General features: G+C 63.0%; 25 protein-coding genes. 15 read left to right on the top strand and 10 right to left on the bottom strand.

The window, feature by feature from the left end:
• Positions 1-397: 397 nt before the first annotated feature.
• On the top strand, positions 398-700 hold the full coding sequence (locus Q0D44_RS07060; protein ID WP_006959876.1) for a glycine zipper 2TM domain-containing protein: 303 nt from the start codon (positions 398-400) through the stop codon (positions 698-700).
• Positions 701-768: 68 nt separating this feature from the next.
• Here the strand turns inward: Q0D44_RS07060 and Q0D44_RS07055 are convergent, their stop codons facing one another.
• Both Q0D44_RS07055 and Q0D44_RS07050 read right to left on the bottom strand, forming a co-directional pair.
• Positions 769-1,050: a hypothetical protein gene (locus tag Q0D44_RS07055; RefSeq protein ID WP_294134989.1), complete on the bottom strand. Its 282-nt coding sequence runs from the start codon at positions 1,048-1,050 to the stop codon at positions 769-771.
• Between the two features lie 152 nt (positions 1,051-1,202).
• Positions 1,203-1,610, bottom strand: coding sequence for an EVE domain-containing protein (locus Q0D44_RS07050; protein ID WP_119747533.1), 408 nt, complete (start codon positions 1,608-1,610; stop codon positions 1,203-1,205).
• Between the two features lie 117 nt (positions 1,611-1,727).
• Between Q0D44_RS07050 and Q0D44_RS07045 the strand changes: the two genes are divergently transcribed.
• Positions 1,728-2,675 carry a 2-oxoglutarate and iron-dependent oxygenase domain-containing protein gene (locus Q0D44_RS07045; protein WP_294134550.1) on the top strand — a complete coding sequence of 316 codons (948 nt, stop codon included), beginning with the start codon at positions 1,728-1,730 and terminating at the stop codon, positions 2,673-2,675.
• 90 nt (positions 2,676-2,765) lie between these two features.
• Here Q0D44_RS07045 and Q0D44_RS07040 read toward each other — a convergent pair whose 3' ends face one another.
• Positions 2,766-3,149, bottom strand: a complete 384-nt coding sequence (locus Q0D44_RS07040) for a dihydroneopterin aldolase (RefSeq protein WP_294134547.1) — start codon at positions 3,147-3,149, stop codon at positions 2,766-2,768.
• 134 nt (positions 3,150-3,283) lie between these two features.
• On the opposite strand from Q0D44_RS07040, the gene Q0D44_RS07035 reads away from it, so the two are divergent.
• From Q0D44_RS07035 to Q0D44_RS07020, 4 genes are read left to right on the top strand one after another with little or no spacing between them, the layout of a single operon-like run.
• Positions 3,284-3,796 carry an N-acetyltransferase gene (locus Q0D44_RS07035; protein ID WP_294134544.1) on the top strand — a complete coding sequence of 171 codons (513 nt, stop codon included), beginning with the start codon at positions 3,284-3,286 and terminating at the stop codon, positions 3,794-3,796.
• Between the two features lie 44 nt (positions 3,797-3,840).
• Positions 3,841-4,407 (top strand): DUF1285 domain-containing protein, encoded by a 567-nt coding sequence (locus Q0D44_RS07030; RefSeq protein ID WP_294134541.1) that lies wholly within the window; start codon positions 3,841-3,843, stop codon positions 4,405-4,407.
• Positions 4,404-5,003: a CoA pyrophosphatase gene (locus tag Q0D44_RS07025; protein ID WP_294134538.1), complete on the top strand. Its 600-nt coding sequence runs from the start codon at positions 4,404-4,406 to the stop codon at positions 5,001-5,003. Before Q0D44_RS07030 ends, Q0D44_RS07025 begins: the two co-directional genes overlap by 4 nt.
• Positions 5,000-6,211, top strand: coding sequence for a CCA tRNA nucleotidyltransferase (locus Q0D44_RS07020; RefSeq protein WP_294134534.1), 1,212 nt, complete (start codon positions 5,000-5,002; stop codon positions 6,209-6,211). The genes Q0D44_RS07025 and Q0D44_RS07020 overlap by 4 nt, the downstream gene beginning before the upstream one ends.
• Here Q0D44_RS07020 and Q0D44_RS07015 read toward each other — a convergent pair.
• From Q0D44_RS07015 to Q0D44_RS06995, 5 genes are all read right to left on the bottom strand, one after another.
• Positions 6,175-7,929: a bifunctional diguanylate cyclase/phosphodiesterase gene (locus Q0D44_RS07015; RefSeq protein WP_294134532.1), complete on the bottom strand. Its 1,755-nt coding sequence runs from the start codon at positions 7,927-7,929 to the stop codon at positions 6,175-6,177. The two genes, Q0D44_RS07020 and Q0D44_RS07015, sit on opposite strands and share 37 nt — an antisense overlap.
• Before the next feature lie 68 nt (positions 7,930-7,997).
• Positions 7,998-10,325 (bottom strand): DNA topoisomerase IV subunit A, encoded by a 2,328-nt coding sequence (gene parC / locus Q0D44_RS07010; protein WP_294134530.1) that lies wholly within the window; start codon positions 10,323-10,325, stop codon positions 7,998-8,000.
• 52 nt (positions 10,326-10,377) lie between these two features.
• Positions 10,378-10,674 (bottom strand): CcdB family protein, encoded by a 297-nt coding sequence (locus tag Q0D44_RS07005; protein WP_294134527.1) that lies wholly within the window; start codon positions 10,672-10,674, stop codon positions 10,378-10,380.
• Complete coding sequence (locus Q0D44_RS07000) at positions 10,674-10,931, bottom strand: type II toxin-antitoxin system CcdA family antitoxin (RefSeq protein WP_294134524.1); 258 nt, start codon at positions 10,929-10,931, stop codon at positions 10,674-10,676. The genes Q0D44_RS07005 and Q0D44_RS07000 overlap by 1 nt, the downstream gene beginning before the upstream one ends.
• A 24-nt stretch (positions 10,932-10,955) precedes the next feature.
• Positions 10,956-11,882, bottom strand: coding sequence for a LysR substrate-binding domain-containing protein (locus Q0D44_RS06995; RefSeq protein WP_294134519.1), 927 nt, complete (start codon positions 11,880-11,882; stop codon positions 10,956-10,958).
• Positions 11,883-11,999: 117 nt separating this feature from the next.
• Between Q0D44_RS06995 and Q0D44_RS06990 the strand changes: the two genes are divergently transcribed.
• From Q0D44_RS06990 to purC, 7 genes are all read left to right on the top strand, one after another.
• Positions 12,000-12,158 carry a hypothetical protein gene (locus Q0D44_RS06990; RefSeq protein WP_294134517.1) on the top strand — a complete coding sequence of 53 codons (159 nt, stop codon included), beginning with the start codon at positions 12,000-12,002 and terminating at the stop codon, positions 12,156-12,158.
• Positions 12,159-12,207: 49 nt separating this feature from the next.
• Positions 12,208-12,954 carry a trehalose-phosphatase gene (gene otsB, locus Q0D44_RS06985; protein WP_294134515.1) on the top strand — a complete coding sequence of 249 codons (747 nt, stop codon included), beginning with the start codon at positions 12,208-12,210 and terminating at the stop codon, positions 12,952-12,954.
• Positions 12,955-12,983: 29 nt separating this feature from the next.
• The gene (locus tag Q0D44_RS06980) at positions 12,984-14,828 is read left to right on the top strand and encodes a glycoside hydrolase family 15 protein (RefSeq protein WP_294134513.1); all 1,845 of its coding nucleotides are present in this window, start codon (positions 12,984-12,986) and stop codon (positions 14,826-14,828) included.
• Complete coding sequence (otsA, locus tag Q0D44_RS06975) at positions 14,825-16,231, top strand: alpha,alpha-trehalose-phosphate synthase (UDP-forming) (protein WP_294134511.1); 1,407 nt, start codon at positions 14,825-14,827, stop codon at positions 16,229-16,231. Before Q0D44_RS06980 ends, otsA begins: the two co-directional genes overlap by 4 nt.
• 9 nt (positions 16,232-16,240) lie before the next feature.
• On the top strand, positions 16,241-16,372 hold the full coding sequence (locus Q0D44_RS06970) for a hypothetical protein (RefSeq protein WP_294134508.1): 132 nt from the start codon (positions 16,241-16,243) through the stop codon (positions 16,370-16,372).
• A 74-nt stretch (positions 16,373-16,446) separates the two neighbouring features.
• The gene (locus tag Q0D44_RS06965) at positions 16,447-17,724 is read left to right on the top strand and encodes an aminotransferase class V-fold PLP-dependent enzyme (RefSeq protein ID WP_294134506.1); all 1,278 of its coding nucleotides are present in this window, start codon (positions 16,447-16,449) and stop codon (positions 17,722-17,724) included.
• Positions 17,725-17,966: 242 nt separating this feature from the next.
• A complete protein-coding gene (purC, locus tag Q0D44_RS06960) occupies positions 17,967-18,749 on the top strand; it encodes a phosphoribosylaminoimidazolesuccinocarboxamide synthase (RefSeq protein WP_006959912.1) in 783 nt (260 codons plus the stop codon).
• A gap of 97 nt (positions 18,750-18,846) precedes the next feature.
• Here purC and Q0D44_RS06955 read toward each other — a convergent pair whose 3' ends face one another.
• Both Q0D44_RS06955 and Q0D44_RS06950 read right to left on the bottom strand, forming a co-directional pair.
• Positions 18,847-19,599: a sulfite exporter TauE/SafE family protein gene (locus Q0D44_RS06955; protein WP_294134497.1), complete on the bottom strand. Its 753-nt coding sequence runs from the start codon at positions 19,597-19,599 to the stop codon at positions 18,847-18,849.
• 46 nt (positions 19,600-19,645) lie between these two features.
• On the bottom strand, positions 19,646-19,795 hold the full coding sequence (locus tag Q0D44_RS06950) for a hypothetical protein (protein WP_182913972.1): 150 nt from the start codon (positions 19,793-19,795) through the stop codon (positions 19,646-19,648).
• Positions 19,796-19,961: 166 nt separating this feature from the next.
• Between Q0D44_RS06950 and purS the strand changes: the two genes are divergently transcribed.
• Positions 19,962-20,195 (top strand): phosphoribosylformylglycinamidine synthase subunit PurS, encoded by a 234-nt coding sequence (purS, locus tag Q0D44_RS06945; RefSeq protein ID WP_006959918.1) that lies wholly within the window; start codon positions 19,962-19,964, stop codon positions 20,193-20,195.
• Positions 20,196-20,198: 3 nt separating this feature from the next.
• Positions 20,199-20,873: a phosphoribosylformylglycinamidine synthase subunit PurQ gene (gene purQ / locus Q0D44_RS06940; protein ID WP_294134484.1), complete on the top strand. Its 675-nt coding sequence runs from the start codon at positions 20,199-20,201 to the stop codon at positions 20,871-20,873.
• The last annotated feature ends 136 nt before the right edge of the window (positions 20,874-21,009 follow it).

Here is a 21,009-nt window from a genome sequence, read left to right as displayed (position 1 = left end):
ACGACGCCTTCCAGCGAACCTTCAGAACAGCATTAAATTCCTGTTTTACCAGGGATTTCTGGAAATGGATCGCTCCGTTTCCTACTGTTCCGATAGAGGGATGCTCTCACCAAAAGCGAGTCGCGCAAAGCGGAATCGGCAGTGGCGCGTATCAGAACTGTCATAAAGCTGTGGATAACTTTTCTGCGTCTGTCAGGGGATGCATTCCAGCCCGACTGCGCAAGGATGAACATCCCCACTCCGGCTTGCATCACCCGTTCGTCCCTGCCGGGCGTCCGTTCGCCTCAAAATTTAGTCGATTATAAACAAAGACTTATCTCGTTGTGACAGGTTCATGCAACCTCAGCCAAAGTGCAGGGGTTCAAGCGTCAAATCAACGCAAATGGAGGAGATACTCATGCGTAAAGCCCTACTCGCCCTGGCCGCCGTCTCGCTGGCCGTTCCGCTGTCCATGGCCGTGCCGACCGATGGCGCACAGGCGCGCAAGGATTATCGTTACAAGGAATGGCGCGGTCGCGATGGCCGGACCTATTGCCGCAAGTCCAATGGCACGACCGGCCTGATCGTCGGTGCCGCCGGTGGCGCGCTGCTGGGCCGGGCGATCGATACGCGCGGCGAACGCACGACCGGTACGATCCTGGGTGCCGTTGGCGGCGGTCTGCTCGGCAAGGAAGTCGACAGCAAGCGTCGCTGCCGCTAACCCGGCCCAACAAAAAGGCCGCTTCGCGTCGGAAGCGGCCTTTTTTAGTGGCTCAAAAGGCGTGACGCTCAGTTCGAGGCAGCGCCGCGCGCTTCGTCAACCTTGAACGTGACCTGCTGGCCGCCGGAAACGCCCGAAACCTTGCCGTCTTTGACCGAGAGGTTGAAGGCAACCGCATCGGGGAAACGACGGCCAGAAATGACCTTGCCGGACTTGGTATCCTTGACGTCATAGACGTAGGTATAGCCTTCGTGGGTGAAGCGCTGCTTGGCGGCTTCTTCAGCCTGGGCAGGGGCAACGAGGGCAACAAAAGCGCCAAGGGCGCTGGCGGCAACAAACTTGGACAGCATTCGCATGGGTAAACTCCTTGTGAATGCCGATCAAACACCTCTGTAATATTCTTATTCTGTTGAGGCGCTTCTATGTCGCAGCGCAGCAAAGCGACAATCGCAAAAAGCGCCGGAACAGTTGCGCAGAACGCAACCGGAACGATTCTGACGCCTTAAGCCTTTGATAGTGCAACAATATGATCGAACTCGGCCTTTGACACCGGTGACACGGACAGGCGTGATTGGCGCAGCATGACCATGCCAACCAGCGCCGGATCGGCCTTCATCGTCTTGAGCGTGACCGGTTTGGCGAGCTTTTCGCGGGCGTGGACATGGACAGCGATCCATTTGCCGCTCTCGTCCGTACTGTCGGGGGCTGCTTCCTCGACAATTTCCATGATGCCCACGGCCTCTACCCCGATATTGCTGTGGTAGAAGAGCGCCAGGTCGCCCCGGCGCATCGCCTTCATATTGATCTGCGCGGTGTGATTGCGCACGCCGTCCCATTCCGCCTTCCCCTTGGCGACCAGGTCGTCATAGGAAAAAACGTCGGGTTCCGATTTCATCAGCCAATAGTTCATTTTGCCTCCTTGCATCACCGCTTCGCCGCGATCAAGGATGGGAATATCGGTGCGCGTTCCTTATGTTGCGCCCCCTGCCCCAGAGTTTTCGGACCCATATTTTCGGAGAAGTATAAAGTGTCGCAATCGGTGCTGGATCAGGTGCCCGTCCTGTCGATGGCGGAGTTGAGCAAGGCGGATTTCGCGCAAGGATTTGGCGAATCCTTCCAGCGATTCGGCTTCGCGATGGTGCGCGATCATGGCATGGACCCGGCGCTGATTGATGCGGGATGGACGCTGGCCCGCGACTTTTTCGCCCTGCCTGAAGCCACCAAGCGCGCCTATGATGCCAAATATAATGGCGGACAGCGCGGCTATACCGCGTTCGGCACCGAAATCGCCAAGGGCGCGAGCGAAAATGATCTGAAGGAATTTTGGCATGTCGGGCGCGATCTGCCGCCGGGCGATCCGCTGGCCGAGACGATGCCGCCCAATGTCTGGCCCGAAGAATTGCCCGCATTCCACCCCGTCTTTTCCAAACTCTATGCCGAGTTCGACCGGGTCGGCGCGGAATTGCTGTCGGCGATCGCGCTCTATCTGGGGCTGGAGGAACGCTGGTTCGACGGGCCGATCGACCGGGGCAATTCGATCCTGCGATTGCTCCATTATCCCCCGGTATCGCCGGAAGCGCCGGGCATCCGCGCGGGCGCGCATGAGGATATCAACCTCATCACCCTGTTGCTGGGGGCCGAGGAAGGCGGGCTGGAACTCAAAGACCGCAACGGCAACTGGCTGCCGGTGGTGCCGCCGCCCGGCGCGCTGGCGATCAATGTCGGCGACATGCTCCAGCGGCTGACGAACCATATGCTGCCGTCGACCAGCCACCGCGTGGTCAATCCGCCGCCGGAGCGACGCGGCCATTCGCGCTATTCGATGCCCTTCTTCCTGCACCTGCGCCCCGACGTGATGATCGACGCGCTGCCGCAATGTGTGAGCGACGCCAATCCGCGCCGCGACCCGCCAATCAGCGCGCATGACTATCTGACCGAGCGGCTGATCGAGATCGGGCTGATCAAGAAGGGGTGAATTGCCCGCTCCCGCGAAGGCGGGAGCCTAGTTGAAGCCCCGGAACTGGACTCCCGCCTTCGCGGGAGCACATTCCGTCATTTGGAGCCGTTATTTCCGGCTGCGGCCAAGCGTGATGCCGATGTCCTCGCCACGTTCGGACAGGGCCAGTTTGACGATCTTCACTTCGACATGGGTCACATTGTCGCCCTGAAGGAAGATAGTGTCGATGATATGGTCGGCCACCGCTTCGATCAGGGTGAAATGGACGCCATCGGGCAAGGCGGTCGAGGCCGCATGTTTGAGGTCCATATAATTTTTGGACTGCGTCAACGGCGTGTCGGGATCATAATGATCCGCGATCGTCAACCGCGCGCGGATGGAGATGCGCAGCGGCTGGGGGAGATGGGTCTCCTCCGAATAAATGCCGGTCAGCACATCGACATGGAGGTTATTGACCTCCAGCGTCAAAAAATCGTCAAATCCAGTCTGCATGGCCCGCCATATCCGGCCCTTTCCTGCTGTCAGGCGGGGCCAGTTTAGTCTTTCATTTTGCGATGCGGGCGGTAAAGCCCGCCGCTCCCGGCGCGGTCCATGCGCCATTGATGGCGGATCGGCAAGACGTGTCTATGATTGTCCCTCTTGAAAGCCAGCGGCCAGACGCGATCGAGCGGCTGCTCGACGATGCGTTCGGCACGGACCGGCATGGACGGACGGCCTACCTGATTCGCGGGACGGTGGCGTGGATTCCTGCGCTGTCCTTTGCGGTGGTGGACGATGGCGGCGCGTTGATCGGATCGCTGCAAAGCTGGCCGGTGGCGTTGACGCAGGATGACGGAACGCAGCGGCCCTATATCATGGTCGGCCCGGTGGCGGTCGATCCGGCGCATCAGGGCGGTGGCCATGGCCGGGCGATGATGGACGCGGTGGTCGCGGCTGCAAAGGCGCAGGGGACCGCGCCGCTGATGATGATCGGCGACCCGGAATATTATGGCCGTTTCTGGGGCTTTAGCGCCGATGATACCGGCGGATGGCGCGTGCCCGGCCCGGTCGAGCAAAGGCGCTTGCTGGCGCTGTCGGTCGATGGTCGCGCGGTGGGTGGCACGGGGATGCTTGGTCCCGATATTCGCGTCACCGCCTGATTCCCCCTTTGCCATCGGGGCGCAGCGATCCTATCTGCTAGGCCATGCCGATGGACCCATTACCCGACCTGGCCGACCTGTCGCTGAGCGACATTGCGCGTCTGCTTGCCGAAAAAAAACTGCCGCCGGTGGAGAAATGGAACCCGGCCCATTGCGGCGACAGCGAGATGCGGATCGCGCGCGACGGCACATGGTTTCATCAGGGATCGCCGATCGGGCGCGAGGCGATGGTGCGTCTGTTTTCCACCATATTGCGGCGTGAGCCGGATGGCAGCTATGTGCTGGTCACCCCGGTCGAGAAGCTGAGCATCGCGGTCGAGGATGCGCCGTTCGTGGCGGTCGAACTCAAGAGCGAGGGCGAAGGGCGCGAACGGGCGCTGGCGTTTAGGCTGAATACCGGCGACCTGATCGCGGCTGGGCCGGACAATGCGCTGCTGATCCGCGAGACGGCGGACGGGCCGCACCCCTATCTGCATGTCCGCGCCGGGCTGGAGGCGCTGGTCGTGCGCAGCGTCTATTATGAGCTGATGAATCTGGCGCTGGATGAAGGGGCCGAGCGGGTCGGCCTGTGGAGCAATGGCGCCTTCTTTCCCCTGGACGGCGCGGCATGACCTTGGCGGAGCGGCTGCGCGCCGCGCTGGCCGAAGGGCATAGCCGCGATGGCGTATTTCTGCCGTCCGACACGCGCGATCCGCGCATTGATGGGGATATTGCACTGGCCCCTGCCGCCGTGCTGGTGGCGATCACCGACCGGGCAGAACCGGGGCTGATCCTGACCCAGCGGTCCGAACGGCTGCGTAAACATGCGGGGCAGATCGCCTTTCCCGGCGGGCGGGTCGATGCGAGCGACGCTGACGAGATTGCAGGGGCGCTGCGGGAGGCGGAGGAGGAGATCGGCCTGCCGCCGCATCTGGCGCAGGTGATCGGCACGTCCGACCGTTATCATACCTTCACCGGATTCGACATCGTGCCGGTGCTGGCGGTGATCCCGCCCGACCTTCCGCTGCGGCCGCAGGAGAGCGAGGTGGCCGACTGGTTCGAACTGCCGCTCGCCTATGCGCTCGACCCGGCCAACCGGACCCAACATGCCGTCGAATTTGAAGGAGTGGTGCGGCACTATTATGAGATTATGTGGCAGGACCGGCGGATATGGGGCGTGACCGCCGCGATCCTGGCAAACCTGTCGCGCAGGCTGGGCGCGGCATGAGCGTGCTGTTGCCCGATGCGCCATGGCGGCATCGTCCGGGGCTTGATGATGTGCTGGTGGCGCTGGATGCGGCGGGCGGCAAGGCGCGCTTCGTCGGTGGGGCGGTGCGCGATGGACTGCTGGGGCTGCCGGTCAACGACCTGGACATTGCGACGACATTGGACCCGCATGATGTGGTCGACAGGCTGAAGGCTGCGGGAATCAAGGCGGTGCCGACGGGGATAGAGCATGGCACGATCACCGCAGTGATTGCGGGCTGGCCTGTGGAGATCACGACGCTGCGTCGCGACGTCAGCACCGACGGGCGGCGCGCGATCATCGCCTATACCGACGACTGGCGCGAGGATGCGGCGCGGCGGGACTTTACGATCAACGCGCTCTATGCCGATCCGCTGAGCGGGGAGATTACCGACTTTTTCGGCGGAATAGCTGACCTGGAAGCGCGGCGTTTGCGCTTCATCGGCGATGCTGACGCGCGGATTGCCGAGGATCATCTGCGCATATTGCGCTATTTCCGCTTTCTGGCGCGCTATGGCGACGATGAGTTGGACAATGTCGCCTATGCCGCCTGTGTCGCGGCGGCCAACAGCCTGATGGCGCTGTCACGGGAGCGGATTGCCGATGAGTTGCTGAAATTGTTGGGGGTGGCGGCACCGATCCATGCGCTGCGGCTGATGGTGGAGGGCGGGATATTGACGCCGGTCCTGCCCGAAGTGGATAGCGCGGGAATCGACAGGCTGGCGCGGTTGATGGCGCGGGAGGAAGCGGCGGGCGTCGCGCCGTCGGCGCTGCGGCGGCTGGCGGCCCTGTTGCCGCCCGATGCGGCGCGGGCCGATCTGGTGGGCGCGCGGCTCAAATTATCGAACAAGGCGCGCAAGCGGTTGACGACTGCGCTGGAGGCTGGACTGGGCGATGCGCCGATCCGGGCGCTGGCTTGGCATATCGGGGTTGAGGGAGCGGTCGACCGGTTGCTGCTGGATGGTGATGCTGACCTGTCGGGCGTGGCTGCGCTGGATGACTGGACGCCGCCCAAGCTGCCGATCAGCGGCGGAGCGCTGATCGCGCGGGGGCTGGCGCCTGGCCCTGATGTCGCCAAGGCATTGAATATCGTGCAGGATATGTGGGTGGCCGAGGACTTCCCGGATGCCGCGCGGGTTAGCGCAATCGCCGATCAGACCGTTTCGAAATTCCAGCGGGCGCGCCAATAGTCGAAGGCATCATTTTCCGCCATCGGCCTGGCGAAATGATAGCCCTGCCCCTGCCAGCACCCCATTTTCTGGAGCGCGTGGGCGAGCTCCTGTGTCTCTATCCCTTCGGCCGTGACCTTGAGATTGAGCGATTCGGCGAGCGAGAGGATGGTGCGGACGATGACCGTCTTATCGCGATCCCCCAGCATGGACGACACGAAGCTGCGGTCGATCTTCAATATGTCGATCGGCAGGCTGTGCAGGCTGGCGAGGTTGGAGAAGCCGGTGCCGAAATCGTCCATCGCGATCGACATATGCAAATCCTTGAGCGCGAACAGCAATTTGCGCGCCTTGTCGGGATCGGCGATGATCGCGCTTTCGGTGACTTCGGCTGTCAGACGATGCCCGGCGATGCCCGAATAGCGCAGCGCTTCCTCGAACATGGACGCCACATCATCGCGCGCCATCTGGATCGGCGAAAGGTTGACGTTGACGCCGACGGGCATGGGCTGGCCGAATTTGGCGTCCCAGCGCGACAAGGCCTGCGCCGCTTCATAGGCGGCCCAGCGGCCAAGCGGAGTGATGAGGCCGCTTTCCTCAGCCACGGCGATAAATTCGACCGGGGATACGTTGCCCAGTTCCTCGTCATCCCAACGAGCGAGCGCCTCGAACCCGGTAATCTCGCCGGTCTGGAGGTGGATGAGCGGTTGATAGGCGAGCGACAGGCCGCCCTGGGCCAGTGCGTCGCGCAGCCGGCTTTCGATCGAAAAGCGACGCTGCGCTTCCTTGAGGACGCCGTTGCGGTAGATTTCCACCTTGCCGCTGCGCTTGGCGATCTTGACCGCGGCCTGCGCCTTGCGGACGATATCGTCGGGATCATCGCTCAGGCTGGTCGACAGGGCGCAGCCGATCGCGCAGTCGACCCGGATTTGCAGATCGCTCAGCCGGATCGGCGAACTAAGCGCTTCCTTGATACGCTGAACGATATGCAATGCGTCCGACAAGCCATTGTTGAGACGGGCAAATATCGCAAAATCATTGCCGCCGATGCGCGCCAGCACATCGCCCTGCCGCAGGCTGGATTTGAGCCGCTTGGCAACCGTGATCAGCAATTCGTCGCCCGCCATGGGGCCGAGCGATTCATTGACCCGGCTGAACCGGCTGAGGTCTATGGCGATGATGCCGAACTGGGCATTGTCGGGCCAGACCGTGTTGCTGATCCGGTCGTCAATCTCTTCGCCGAAACCGGTGCGGTTCGGCAGTGCGGTCAGGCCGTCCGAGAGCAATTCGCGGCGCAGATTCTTTTCGATCGTGCGTTCGCTGGTGCGGTCGGTCGCGGTGAACAGATAGAGTTCGGGGTGATCCGCATCAGCCGGCAGTCGGCCGATGGTGCACATGAAATATTCCGGCCCCAGCTTGCCATCACGGCGGATTTCGAAACTGTCGGCGGTCTGATTCGACTGAATGAACTTCAGTATGCGTTCGCGCCATGTCGTCGCAGCGTGCGAGACGGCACCGTCTTTTTCCTGATGCTGGCGAAAGGCTTGCAGAAAACGATCATTGCCTTCGACCAACGACAATATGCTGTCATGATGCGATAAAATGGCCGCTGCCTGCGACAGGGCAGCCAGCCATTGGGTCGGTGCTACCACGTACGACGGATGCGCGCCCGCTATCCCTGAGACAGGGTCCTTGCTGGTCTTTCCGACTGGCCAGTTGCGCACCGAAATGGATTCCATGCGTTGGCCATATCGGGAAGCGGTAAATTTTCAGGAAACGATCCAGCAACCGTTGTAAAAAATGGTCATTAAAAGCGATTGTCGCGCGGGAAGCCGGTGGGCGGCATCCGCCCGGCTGCCCCGCGTGCGACTTTCCAGGGCGTCATGTCCGATTCGGTGCGGGTCCGTCCGGTTTCACCACCCATGGTCCAGCTGAGGCCATCGGACAGACGGAAGGCGATGGCGTCGGACAGGCCACCGTCGCGATAGCGCTGCATCTGCACCCCCTGCCCGCGCGCCATGCGGGGCATTTCATCCAGCGCGAATACCAGCAGCTTGCGATTCTCGCCGATCACCGCGACGCTGTCTGCCCCTGGCGCGACCGGGCGAATGACGGCGAGCTTCGCGCCGGTGCGGATATTGACGACCTGCCGCCCTTTACGGGTCTCGGCCATGATCTCCGCCATAGCCGCAATGAAGCCACGTCCGTCAGAGGAGGCGAGCAACAGGTCGGTGCCAGTGCGCGCGGGCATGAAGGCGACGATGGTGCCTTCATTGTCCATATCGACCAGCGAACGCACCGGATCGCCAAAGCCGCGTCCGCCCGGCAGCTTGTCCGACCCCAGCGTATAGATGCGGCCAGTGGAAGTAGCGAGCAGCAGCTTGTCGGTGGTGTAGGCGTGGAAGGCAAATTGCGGGCCGTCGCCTTCCTTGAATTTCAGCGTATCGGCGGCGGCAAGATCGCGGTGACCGCTCATCGCCCTGATCCAGCCCCGTTCGGACAGGATGACGGTGATCGGTTCGCGCTCGATCATCGCCTCCAGCGGGATTTCCCGCGCGGGTCCGGCTTCCTCGACCAATGTGCGACGATGGCCAAGGACAGTGTCCGGGCCATAGCGTTTGCGCAGCGCGGCGATGTCGCGCTTCAGCTTGGCGCGCTGGCGCTGCGGGCTTTCTACCAGCTTTTGCAGATCGTCCCGTTCCGCCACCAGATCGGCATGTTCGCGGCGCAACTCCATCTCTTCCAACTTGCGCAGCGAACGCAGCCGCATGTTGAGGATGGCTTCGGCCTGCCGGTCGGTCAGGGCAAATTCGTCCATCATCACCAGCTTCGGCTCATCCTCTGTACGGATGATCTCGATCACCCGGTCTAGGTTGAGATAGGCGATGATATAGCCGTCGAGCAGTTCGAGCCGGTCGGCAATCTTGGCAAGGCGATGCTGCGCGCGGCGGACCAGCACGTCGATCTGATGCTTGAGCCATTCGACCAGCACGGCGCGCAGCCCCAGCACGCGCGGCGTATGGGTGGCGTCCAGCACGTTCAGATTGAGCGGGAAGCGGTTTTCCAGATCGGTCAGGCGGTAGAGGCTATCTTTGAGCACCTGCGGATCGACATTACGCGTCTTGGGCGTGATGACGATGCGGATCGTCTCATCGCTTTCGTCGCGCACATCCTCCAGGATCGGCAGCTTCTTGTCGTTGATGATGGCGGCAATCTGCTCGATCAGCTTGCCCTTCTGCACCTGATAGGGGATTTCGCTGACGACCAGTTGCCAGGTGCCGCCGCTCAATTTTTCGATGCCGGTCGGTTCCCAGACGCCCTGGTCGTCCTTGCCGGTCGAAAAGCGCGCACGGGTGCGAAACGCGCCGCGCCCGGTGGCATAGGCTTCGGCGATGATCGCCGGGCTATCCACCAGCACGCCGCCGGTCGGGAAGTCCGGCCCCTTCACCACCGCCATCAGCGCGGCATGTGTCGTATCGGGATCGTCGATCAGCAAAGCTGCGGCGTCGAGGATTTCGGTGACATTGTGCGGCGGGATGCTGGTCGCCATGCCGACCGCGATGCCGCTGGCGCCATTGGCGAGAAGGTTGGGGAAAAGACCGGGGAAAATCTCCGGCTCTTCATCTTCGCCATTATAGGTCGGGCGGAAATCGACCGTGCCTTCGTCCAGCCCCGCCATCAGATCCGCGGCTGGCTGGGTCAGGCGCGCTTCGGTGTAGCGCATGGCGGCCGCATTATCGCCGTCGATGTTGCCGAAATTGCCCTGCCCGTCGACCAAAGGCGTGCGCAGGACGAAATCCTGCGCCAGCCGCACCATTGCGTCATAGACGCTGCTGTCGCCATGGGGGTGATATTTGCCGATGACATCGCCCACGACGCGGGCGCATTTCTTGTAACTGGTGCCGTTGCGGGCCGGGTTGGCGACCAGCACGTCAGGCGACGCGCCGGACGGTTCCATCTTGAGCAGTCGCATCGCCCAGAGCAAACGGCGATGCACCGGTTTCAGCCCGTCGCGCAGATCCGGCAGCGACCGCGCCGTGATGGTGGACAGCGCATAGACGAGATAGCGTTGCGACAACGCAGCGTCGAACGGATGGTCCTTGATACTGTCGAAGGGATCGCGAAAATCGGTCATCGGAGACGGCCTAGCAGGCAGATGAGAGGAACGGAACGGGAATTTCGCAGGATCAGAAGCCGGTCAAAAGTATGTCGAGCGCGCGCACAATGTCATCCTGACGGTGGTGCAGCATCGTGACGGGTTGTTTCAGCAGGCGCGAATGGACAGCGCCGGCCAGATGCGTAGCCATCATCCGCCGCTCACCTTCTATGTCGAAGCAGGGGTGCAGCGCCGGCAGGGCCGCGGGCATTTCATCGGGCGGCAATAGCGGAACGACCAGACGGGTTCCCAGATGATCGACATGATCGCTCTGGCAATCGAGGACAAGGCCCCGATCCGGCAGCCGGTACACGCCAAAGCGCGCCATCAGAACTGCCGATATTTGTCGAGCGGCAGCTCGTTATTCTCGGCCCAGACGTTCCATGCTGCGATCGCCTCCTTATTCTCCTCCTGCCAGCGTCGTCCGCGTTCGGCGGCGATTTCCTTGCGCAGCGCATCTTCGCACGTCCGTGACAGATTGATCCCCAAATTCCGCGCATCCGCGACCAGCCCTGTGTCCAGCGACAGGTTGGTTGCCTTTCGCGTCCCGATCCGTTCATGCTTGGTCACAACCGACTCCTGCATATCCTATGCGCATGAACATACGCATCATCCGTCACGGGGCAAGTAGCGTCCCTCCGGGTCGTCGGCAATGGCGGCGGCGAATTCAGCACTGATCCAGTCGCGAAACGCCTTCACCTTGGGCGTGTTGCGAGCGTGGGGCGGATAGACGATCCAGTAGCTGGCAAATTCGCGGACATAGGAGGGCATGGCCTCGACCAGCAGGCCCGCCTCCACCTCCGCCTTCCACAGGAACAGGTTGAGGATGGCGATCCCCTGCCCGCCAATGGCGGCGCGGCCTTCCATCACCTGGCTGTCGAGCGCGATGCCGGGCGGCCCATCAGCCGGGTCAGCCTCCACCCCCATGGCCGCGAACCATTCATGCCACCACATATCGTCGGGCGACAGGCGCGGCAGGGCGTGGAGCGACTGCGCATCGGCGACGGGACCGTTGCGCGCCAGCCAGGCCGGGCTGCACATCGGCACGAGGCGATTGTGGGTCAGCAGCCGTGCCTCCAGCCCTGGCCAGTCGCCCTTCCCGCCGCGGATCGCCAGATCAGCCCCGGCGCGGGCGAGATCGACCACGGCATCCTCTGCCTGAATTCGCACCGCCAGCCCAGGATGGCGCATCTGGAATGCGCCGATCCGGGGGGCGAGCCAGAGATGGGCGAAGCTGTTGGTGCAGCTGATGGTGAGGACGGTCGAATGATCCTGCGCCAGCGCGGCGAAACCCTGCCGCATCTGATCGAAAGCGCGGATGATGACCGGCGCGACTTCCCGCCCCTTGTCGGTCAAAAGCACGCGGCGACCGGCGCGCTGGAACAGGCTCAGCCCCAGCCGTTCTTCCAGCAATTTGACCTGATAGCTGACGGCGGCCTGGGTCATGCCCAGTTCGTTTGCGGCTGCCGTGAAATTTTCGAGCCGGGCGGCAGCCTCGAACACGCGGACGGCGGAGAGCGGGGGCAGGACGGACATGGCTTTACATAAGGCAGGCTTATTATCACTGTCCATGCTTTTGTTGGTGATCGCTACGGAAACGGCGCATTGCGGGTTTCGCAAAGCTGCACTATTTCAATCGAAAGGATCGCGACCATGCGCGACCAGTATGACGCCCAGTTGTGGACTGAGAACCATGTCGAAACCAGCGCCGGGATCGACCGGCTGATAGCGCGGATCATGCAGGCATTCCGCGTGCTGCATGGCATAAACTGGTCGGCCCCCTGGTCCGACGAGGGCCGGTGCGGCGCGTAAAATCGAGAACGGGGCTTGTGTATCGCGGGCGAGACGCCACTTTGCGCCCGTGTTCGATCATCCCCTTCCCCCGCCCCCGCCCGCGCTGTTGACCGGTGCCGCGCTGTTTCTCGACTTTGACGGGACGCTGACGCCCATTAGCGCCACCCCGGACGGGGTGATCGTGGACGATGGGCTGGTGCAGTTGCTCCTGACATTGCGGGATCGGCTGGACGGGCGGCTGGCTATCGTCAGTGGACGGTCGGTTGAAACGTTGCGCGCGCTGGGCTTTGGCGATTTCCTGCTGGCCGGGACGCATGGGCTGGAATTTGCGCGGCCGGGCGGCGCGATCGAGGCGCCACCGCGCCCGGCTGCGATTGACGATGCCGAAGCCGCCTTCCATGCCTTTGCCGTCGACAAGCCCGGCGTGCTGGTCGAGCGCAAGTCGATCAGCGTCGGACTGCATTATCGCGGCGCGCCGGTCTGGCAGGAGGCCGCCCATGCGTTGGCGCGCCAATGGGCGGATCATGATGGGCTGGCGCTCCAGCAGGGCAAGATGCTCTACGAGTTGCGGCCCGGTGGGGCCGACAAGGGCAGCGCGGTCCATGCGCTGATGGCGCAGGGGCCGATGGCGGGTGGCGTGCCTGTGTTTATCGGCGACGATGTGACCGATGAGGAGGGCTTTGCCGCCGCCGCCGATCTGGGCGGGGCTGGCATATTGGTCGGGCCGAAGCGGGCGACACGCGCGGCATATAGTTTGGAACAGGTTGCGGCCGTCAGGCATTATCTGAATGAAGGGGTCGCGCGGCTCGGTTGATCCGCGTCCCCTCCACCAGCCAGATATGCATGAGGGGCAGACCGATAAACAGCATCCACCACCCGCTATCGGGCGGCGACGCCCGCACGTTGGACCTTTGGCCGATCGGCAATTGCCAGGCGTCGGCCTTGATCGACCGGGCCGGTCGCATGGTGTGGGCCTGCGTTCCGCGCGTCGATGGCGATCCGGTCTTTTCCGCGCTACTGGACGATGCGGAATGGGAGGATGAGGCAGCGCGCGGCTTCTGGGCGATCGAACTGGAAAATTGCGTTGCGGTGGAGCAGCATTATTTGCGCAACACGCCGGTGCTGGTCACGCGGCAGAGCGATGCGCAAGGCAATGCGATCGAGATTTTCGATTTCTGCCCGCGCCACAAGCATAAGGGCCGTATGTATCGGCCGGTCGCCTTTGCCCGGATCGTGCGCCCGGTGGCCGGTTCGCCGCGCATCAGGGTGCGGCTGCGCCCGACGACAGCGTGGAATGCGGAAAGCGTGCCGATCAGCTATGGCTCCAACCATATCCGCATGGTGCTGTCCTACATGGCGATGCGCGTGTCGACCGATGCGCCCATTGGCCTGATCGCGCAGGAAAGCTGGTTCCGACTGGAACAGGACGCGCATTTCTTCATGGGGCCGGACGAGGGTTTTTCCGATGCGCTGCGTCCTGCGATCGAGCGGATGCTGGACGACACGATCGAGGAGTGGCGGCTGTGGGTGCGGGGTCTTGCGATCCCGGCGGAATGGCAGGAAGCGGTCATCCGTTCGGCCATCACGCTGAAACTGTGCCAGCATGAAGAGACTGGCGCGATCGTCGCCGCGCTGACGACCAGCATCCCCGAACATGCCGATTCGGGGCGGAACTGGGACTATCGCTACTGCTGGGTGCGCGACGCTTATTATACGGTCGAGGCGCTCAACCGGCTGGGCGCTCTCGATGTGCTGGAGAGCTATCTCGTCTATCTGCGCAACATCGTCGATGGCGCGAAGGGCGGGCATATCCAGCCGCTCTATGATGTGCGCGGCAAGGCGACGCTGACCGAGTGGGAGGCCGACAAGCTGCCCGGCTATCGCGGCATGGGTCCGGTCCGGGTGGGCAATGCCGCCTATAGCCAGATCCAGCATGACGCCTATGGCCAGATCGTGCTGTCGTCGGTGCAGGGCTTTATCGACCAGCGGCTGCTGCGCATGGCGGGCCATGCCGATTTCGAGGCGCTGGAGGCGGTGGGCGAGCGGGCCTGGACCGTCTATGACCAGCCGGACGCGGGCCTGTGGGAATTGCGGACCCGCGCGCATGTCCACAGCTATAGTGCGGTCATGTGCTGGGCGGCGTGCGACCGGCTGGCCCATGCGGCGCAGGCGCTCGACCTGCCGCTGCGCGCGGCGCACTGGCAGAACCGGGCCGATACGATGAAGGCGCGGATCGTCGAGGCCGCGTGGCGAGCGGACAGTCAGGCGATCTCCGCGAATTTCGAGGATGATTCGCGCGACGCATCGCTGCTGCAACTGCTCGATCTGCGCTTCCTGACGGCGGATGACCCGATGTTCATGGGCACGCTGGCGGCGCTGGAGGCGGACCTGCGGCGCGGCAACGACATGCTGCGTTACAGCACGCCCGACGATTTCGGCGAACCGGTGACCGCGTTCAACGTCTGCACCTTCTGGCTGATCGAGGCATTGTATCGCACGGGTCGCACGGAGGAAGCGCGCAGCCTGTTCGAGGAGATGTTGAGTCGCCGCACCGCCGCAGGTCTATTGTCGGAGGATATTGATCCGGCGACCGGCGAATTGTGGGGCAATTATCCGCAAACCTATTCGCTCGTCGGCATCATCAACTGCGCCGTCCTGTTGAGCAAACCGTGGAGCGTGATGCGATGAGCCGCCTGATAGTCATCTCCAACCGCGTGTCGCGGCCCAACAAGTCGGGCAATCAGGGTGGGCTGGCGGTCGCGCTGGCGCAGGCCTTGCGCGAAAGCCGGGGGACGTGGATCGGCTGGTCCGGCGAGGTCACCGACAATTTCACCGGCCATATCGGCTTTTCCGAGGATGACGGCGTCAAGACGGCGACGATCGACCTGGAAGAGCAGGATGTCGACGAATATTATAACGGATACGCCAACAAGACGCTGTGGCCGCTGTTCCATTTCCGCATCGATCTGGCCGAATATGCGCGCGATTTCGAGGGCGGCTATAATCGCGTCAACCAGCGCTTTGCCGACACCGCCGCGCCGCTGATCGAGCCGGAAGATGTCATCTGGGTCCATGATTATCACATGATCCCGCTGGGCCAGATGCTGCGCGACCGGGGCCATCGCAACAAGATGGGCTTTTTCCTGCACATCCCCTGGCCGCCCACCCGGCTGCTGGTCTCGCTGCCCCACCATAGCAAGCTGGTCAGCACCCTGTTTGCCTATGATGTCGTGGGTTTCCATACCGAGGAATGGCTGGAATCCTTCCGCCACTATGTCGAGCGCGAGATGGGTGGCAGCGTGAATGGCGATTTCGTCACCGTGGGCGACCGGACGATCCAGGCGGTTGCCTGCCCGATCGGCATCAACGCGAAGGAATTTGCCGACGCCGCCGTCAGCCAGCCCGCGCAGGACATGCACGAACAGGTCCGTCGCTCCCTGCAGGACCGGGCGATGATCGTGGGGGTCGACCGGCTGGACTATAGCAAGGGGCTGGAGGAGCGCTTCACCGGCTATGCCCGCTTCCTGAAGGATCATCCCGACTATCATCGCAAGGTGGTGCTGACCCAGATTGCGCCGCCATCGCGCGGCGAGGTGGAAAGTTACCAGCAGATCCGCGCGACGCTGGATGCGTTGGCGGGCCGGATCAACGGGCAATATAGCGATGTCGACTGGAGCCCGATCCGTTACGTCAACCAGGGCTATCCGCGCGATAAGCTCGCGGGCATCTATCGCAGCGCCCGGATCGGGCTGGTGACGCCGCTGCGCGACGGGATGAACCTGGTCGCCAAGGAATATGTCGCAGCGCAGAACCCGGACGATCCGGGCGTGCTGATCCTGTCGCGCTTTGCCGGGGCCGCAATGCAGCTGAAAGATGCGTTGCTGATCAACCCCTACAGCCCGGAAGAAATGTCCGACGCAATCCTGCGCGCGCTCTCCATGCCGCTGGAGGAGCGGCAGCGGCGTTGGCGCGCGATGATGGATAGCGTCGAGCAGCAGGATATCAGCTGGTGGCGGCAATGCTTCACTGGCCGGTTGATGGCGGTGGAGCGTGACACGGCGCGGGTTGAGCCGGAGGGCGCAGACGGCTAACAACAGCAGATGATCGAGGATGATGATGAACCGCGCGGGCTGGCCGCGACCCTGCGCGCCCGGTCGGGCGTCATCATCGGCGCGGTTGGCATGGTCGCCTGGTTGGCGCTGATCTGGGCGATGTTCGGGGACGTGCTGTAGGCGGATTTTGGTTGGCGCATCGTTGAACATTGAGCAGACTTGCAGATGGGCCGCACCGGCCCGGAAAGGCGCTCATGTTCGATCGACGTTCCTTCCTTGGCGGCGCGGCGGCAGCGGGGCTGGCCCAGCCGGTCGCCGCGCAGGCGCTGGACACCATTCCCCTGCCCGCCGCCGATCTCCATGGCCGGAATGAGGACGCCTATTGGGCGGCGCTGCGCCAGCAATTCCTGATCCCGGCCGATGTCGTGAACCTGAATGTCGGCACCGTTGGCTCCTCCCCCCGCCCCGTGCTGAAAGCCATTTTCGACGGTTTCGAGACGACCGAGCAGATGACGCAGGCGGGATCGGAAGATTATCCGATCTGGGGATACGGGTCGTGGGAGGCCTATCGCAAGCCCTTTGCCGATTTCATGGGCGCGACCGTCGATCAGATGGCGATCCTGCGCAATTGCACCGAGGCGAACAGTTATGTCGCCAACGGGTTCGACATGAAGCCCGGCGACGAAGTGCTGATGTCGGACGAGGAACATGGGTCGGGCGAAATGCCCTGGATGCTGCGCCAGCGCCGCTATGGCGTGGTCGTCAAGAAATTCGCCATGCCCAAGCCGCCCAGGGACGCGGCGGACATTTTGAACCGCATCAATGATGCGATCACGCCCAGAACCCGGATCATCTTCGTCAGCCATATCAGCACGGCCACCGGCGTGGTCCTGCCCGCCAAGGAGATTGCCGCGCTTGCCCGATCAAAGGGCATCCTGTCGGCCTTTGACGGCGCTCATGCCCCCGGCATGATCAAGGTCCACCTCAATGACATCGGCTGCGACATCTATACCGGGTCGATGCACAAATGGCTGTTCGCGACCAAGGGGACCGGCTTCCTCTATCTGCGCGACGAGGATGTGATGGACCGGGTGTGGAGTACGGTCGTGACCGGCGGCTATGACGATCCGACGCGCAAGGCGGACCGCTATATGCAGATCGGATCATCCTGCATCCCGACGCTGATGGGCCTCAATGCCGCGATCGGTTTTGCCAATATGATCGGGATGGATCGGATCGAGGCGCGCAACCGGATGCTGGCGGACTATATCCACGACGCCATGGTGAAGCGCGGCGCGCAAAGCTGGACATCGCCCGACCCGGCGCTGCGCGGGGCGATCGCCACGGTCAATGTGCCGCCGGTGCAGCGGATGGAATTGCAGGACTGGCTGTGGACCAACCACAAGGTCCGCATCCGCGGCGGCGCACCCAGCAAGCTGCGGCTGGCGACGCCCTATTTCCTGAGCAAAGCGGATATCGATCGCTTCCTGGGGCTGTTCGACGAATTTCGCAGGATGAAGGGGATCAGTTGAAGCCCTTCTCCCCTTGGGGGAGAAGGATATGAAGCCTTACGAGCGCAGCGAGTTAGGCGAAGTTGGAAGAGGGGGCGGGCGCTGCGCAATCTCCGATCTGCCCAAGGGGAGAGGGAACAGGGTGCAATTGCACGTCTGCACGCTTTGCTCTATGGGCGAGGCCCAAGCAGCCCCGGCACCCGCTGATCCTTCTCGATTCGCGATTGTCGGGGCGCAGTATTTTTGACCAGACAGGAACGCGCATGGCCCGTCGCCGCCAGATTTACGAAGGCAAGGCAAAGATCCTTTATGAAGGCCCGGAACCGGGCACGATCATCCAATATTTCAAGGATGACGCAACCGCCTTCAACGCGCAGAAGAAGGGCACGATTTCCGGCAAGGGCGTGCTGAACAACCGGATTTCCGAGCATATCTTCACGCTGCTCGGACAGATCGGCGTGCCGACCCATTTCATCCGTCGCCTCAACATGCGCGAGCAGCTGGTGCGTCAGGTGGAGATCGTGCCGATCGAAGTCGTGGTGCGCAACGTCGCCGCCGGATCGCTCAGCAAGAAGCTGGGGATCGAGGAAGGCACGCAGTTGCCCCGCACGCTGATCGAATATTGCTACAAGGATGATGCGCTGGGCGATCCGCTGATCTCCGAAGAGCATATCGCCTGCTTCGGCTGGGCGACGCAGGAAGAGATGCACGACATTGCCGACATGGCGATCCGCATCAACGACTTCATGTGCGGCCTGTTCGCCGGCATCGGCATCCGCCTGATCGACTTCAAGCTGGAGTTCGGGCGCCTATATGACGGCGATTACAGCCGCATCATCCTGGCCGACGAGATCAGCCCCGACGGCTGCCGCCTGTGGGACGCGGTGACCAACGAGAAGCTGGACAAGGACCGCTTCCGCCGCGATCTGGGCGGCGAAGTGGAAGCCTATCAGGAAGTCGCGCGCCGCCTCGGCCTGCTGCCTGAAGGGCTGGACACCACGGTGCTGGACCTCGACACCCATCGCAAGAAGCGCGAGAAGGAATAAGGCCTTCGATCCACCGTCATCCTGACGCAAGTCAGGATCCAGGGTTGGTGCAATGCCGCCCTGGATGCCGGATCAAGTCCGGCATGACGGTTTTGGATTACGCCATCAGCGCGTCGGCGATCAGCTTGATGCCCAGCAGCACCATCAGCACATAGATGAGCGTATAGAAGCGCGCGGCGTCGACCCGGCGCACCAGCGCCACGCCCGCCAGCGTCGCGACCACCGCGACAGGGACCAGCATGGCGGTCGCGATCAGATTGGCGCGGGTGAATTGGCCCAGCGCGGCATAGGCTGGCACCTTCATCCAGTTCATCGTGGCAAAGGCGACCGCCGTGGTCCCGACCAGCCTGTCGCGTGGCAATCGTTTGGGCAGCACCCACATCTGGAACGGGGGTGAGCCGGCATGGGCGATCTGGCTGGTAAAGCCGCTGGCAACGCCGAACAGCATCCCCACCCAGTCGGGCGAGGTGGACGGCAGGACGATCGCCCCGCCCCGCTCGACCCACAGCCGTTGCAGCCCGAACAGCATCGAGATTGCGCCCAAAACGCCCAGCACCGTGGTTTCAGGAACCTGCGCGGCGAACAGATAGCCCAGCGCCACGCCAACCGCCATGCCGGGCAGCATCACCCGCAGGATATGCCCGTCCCAGCTTTTGCGGAATGCCCAGACGCTGACGGCGTCTTGCAGGATCAGGATCGGCAGCAGGATCGCCGCGCCGCGCACCGGATCGACGCCGAGCGCCATGATCGGCATGGCCAGCGCGCCCACCCCCGCAAAGCCGCCCTTGGCAAGGCCCGAAATGGCGACGGCGACAAAGGCGCAAGCGAGATAAACATAATCAGGCGTCATACCGGTCGCCTAGCGCAAGGGACAGGCGATTGGCATTGAAAAACGCTCAACGATTGGCGCGATAGCCGATCATCAGGCCGAAGCTGAAGGTCGCAAGCAGGGCAAGCTGCACCTTTCCATGCGGGTCGTCATAACCCACAATCTGCTGTCCCCATGCGAACAGCCCGACAAACATCGCCAGCGCCAGCCCGGACATGCCCCAATGCTTCCCCCGAATTTCTACAGCCTGACAGTATCGCCTGAGATACTAACAAAAGCATAATGGCTTGCCTCCCCGCCGCGTGGGGACTAGGGGAGCCGCAAAGTCGATACCCCCGCAACCGCATGGTTCGGTCCTGTCCTTGTCAAGGAGTTCGCCCCTCATGAAAGCCCGCATCTTCGTCACCCTCAAGGGCGGTGTCCTCGATCCGCAGGGCCGGGCGATCCACCATGCGCTGGAAGGCCTGGGCTTTGATGGCGTCAATGATGTGCGCGCGGGCAAGCTCATCGAGCTGGACCTGGCCGACGGCACAAGCGACGAGGATATCGACGCCATGTGCCGCAAGCTGCTGGCCAATACGGTGATCGAAAACTACCGCATCGAAAAGGTCGCCTGAGCCATGAAGAGCGCCGTCATCGTCTTTCCCGGCAGCAATTGCGACCGCGACCTGGCAGTGGCGTTCGAGGCCGCGACGGGCGCGAAGCCGACCATGGTGTGGCATCGCGACACGGACCTACCCGACGACATCGACCTGATCGGCGTGCCGGGCGGCTTTTCCTATGGCGACTATCTGCGTTCCGGCGCGATGGCCGCGCGGTCCCCGGTGATGCAGGCGGTGGCGCAGGCGGCGGATCGCGGCGTCTATGTGCTGGGCATCTGCAACGGTTTTCAGGTGCTGACCGAAAGCGGCCTGCTGCCCGGCGCGCTGCTGCGCAATGCCGGCGGGCATTTCGTGTGCCGCGACGTCGCGCTGACGGTGGAGAATGCGCAGAGCGCCTTCACCAGCCGCTATGCTGCGGGCGAGGCGATTTCCTATCCGGTCGCGCATCATGACGGCAATTATTTCGCCGATGATGCGACGCTCGACCGGCTGGAAGGCGAAGGCCGGGTCGCGCTGCGCTATGCCGAAAACGTCAATGGCTCGGCGCGCAATATTGCGGGCATTTTGAACGACAAGGGCAATGTGCTGGGCATGATGCCGCACCCTGAACGGGTGATCGAGGCCGCCCATGGCGCGACCGATGGCAAGCGGCTGTTCGACGGGCTGATCGAAGGACTGCTGGCGCGGGCTTGAATGCGATTTAACAAAGCCTCCGTTCGTTTCGAGCGAAGTCGAGCATCTGTCTTGTTGGTCAAGCATGGATTGGGGACCAAGTTCGATTTTCGGCAACGAGGCGATTGGCGAGGACGACGATTTTTCTAGCGACGGC

Source organism: Sphingobium sp. (genome assembly GCA_023266575.1).
In the GTDB taxonomy this organism is placed as follows: domain Bacteria; phylum Pseudomonadota; class Alphaproteobacteria; order Sphingomonadales; family Sphingomonadaceae; genus Sphingobium.
Note: the sequence above shows the minus strand (reverse complement) of the source record. Positions and strands in the feature narration are given on the sequence as shown.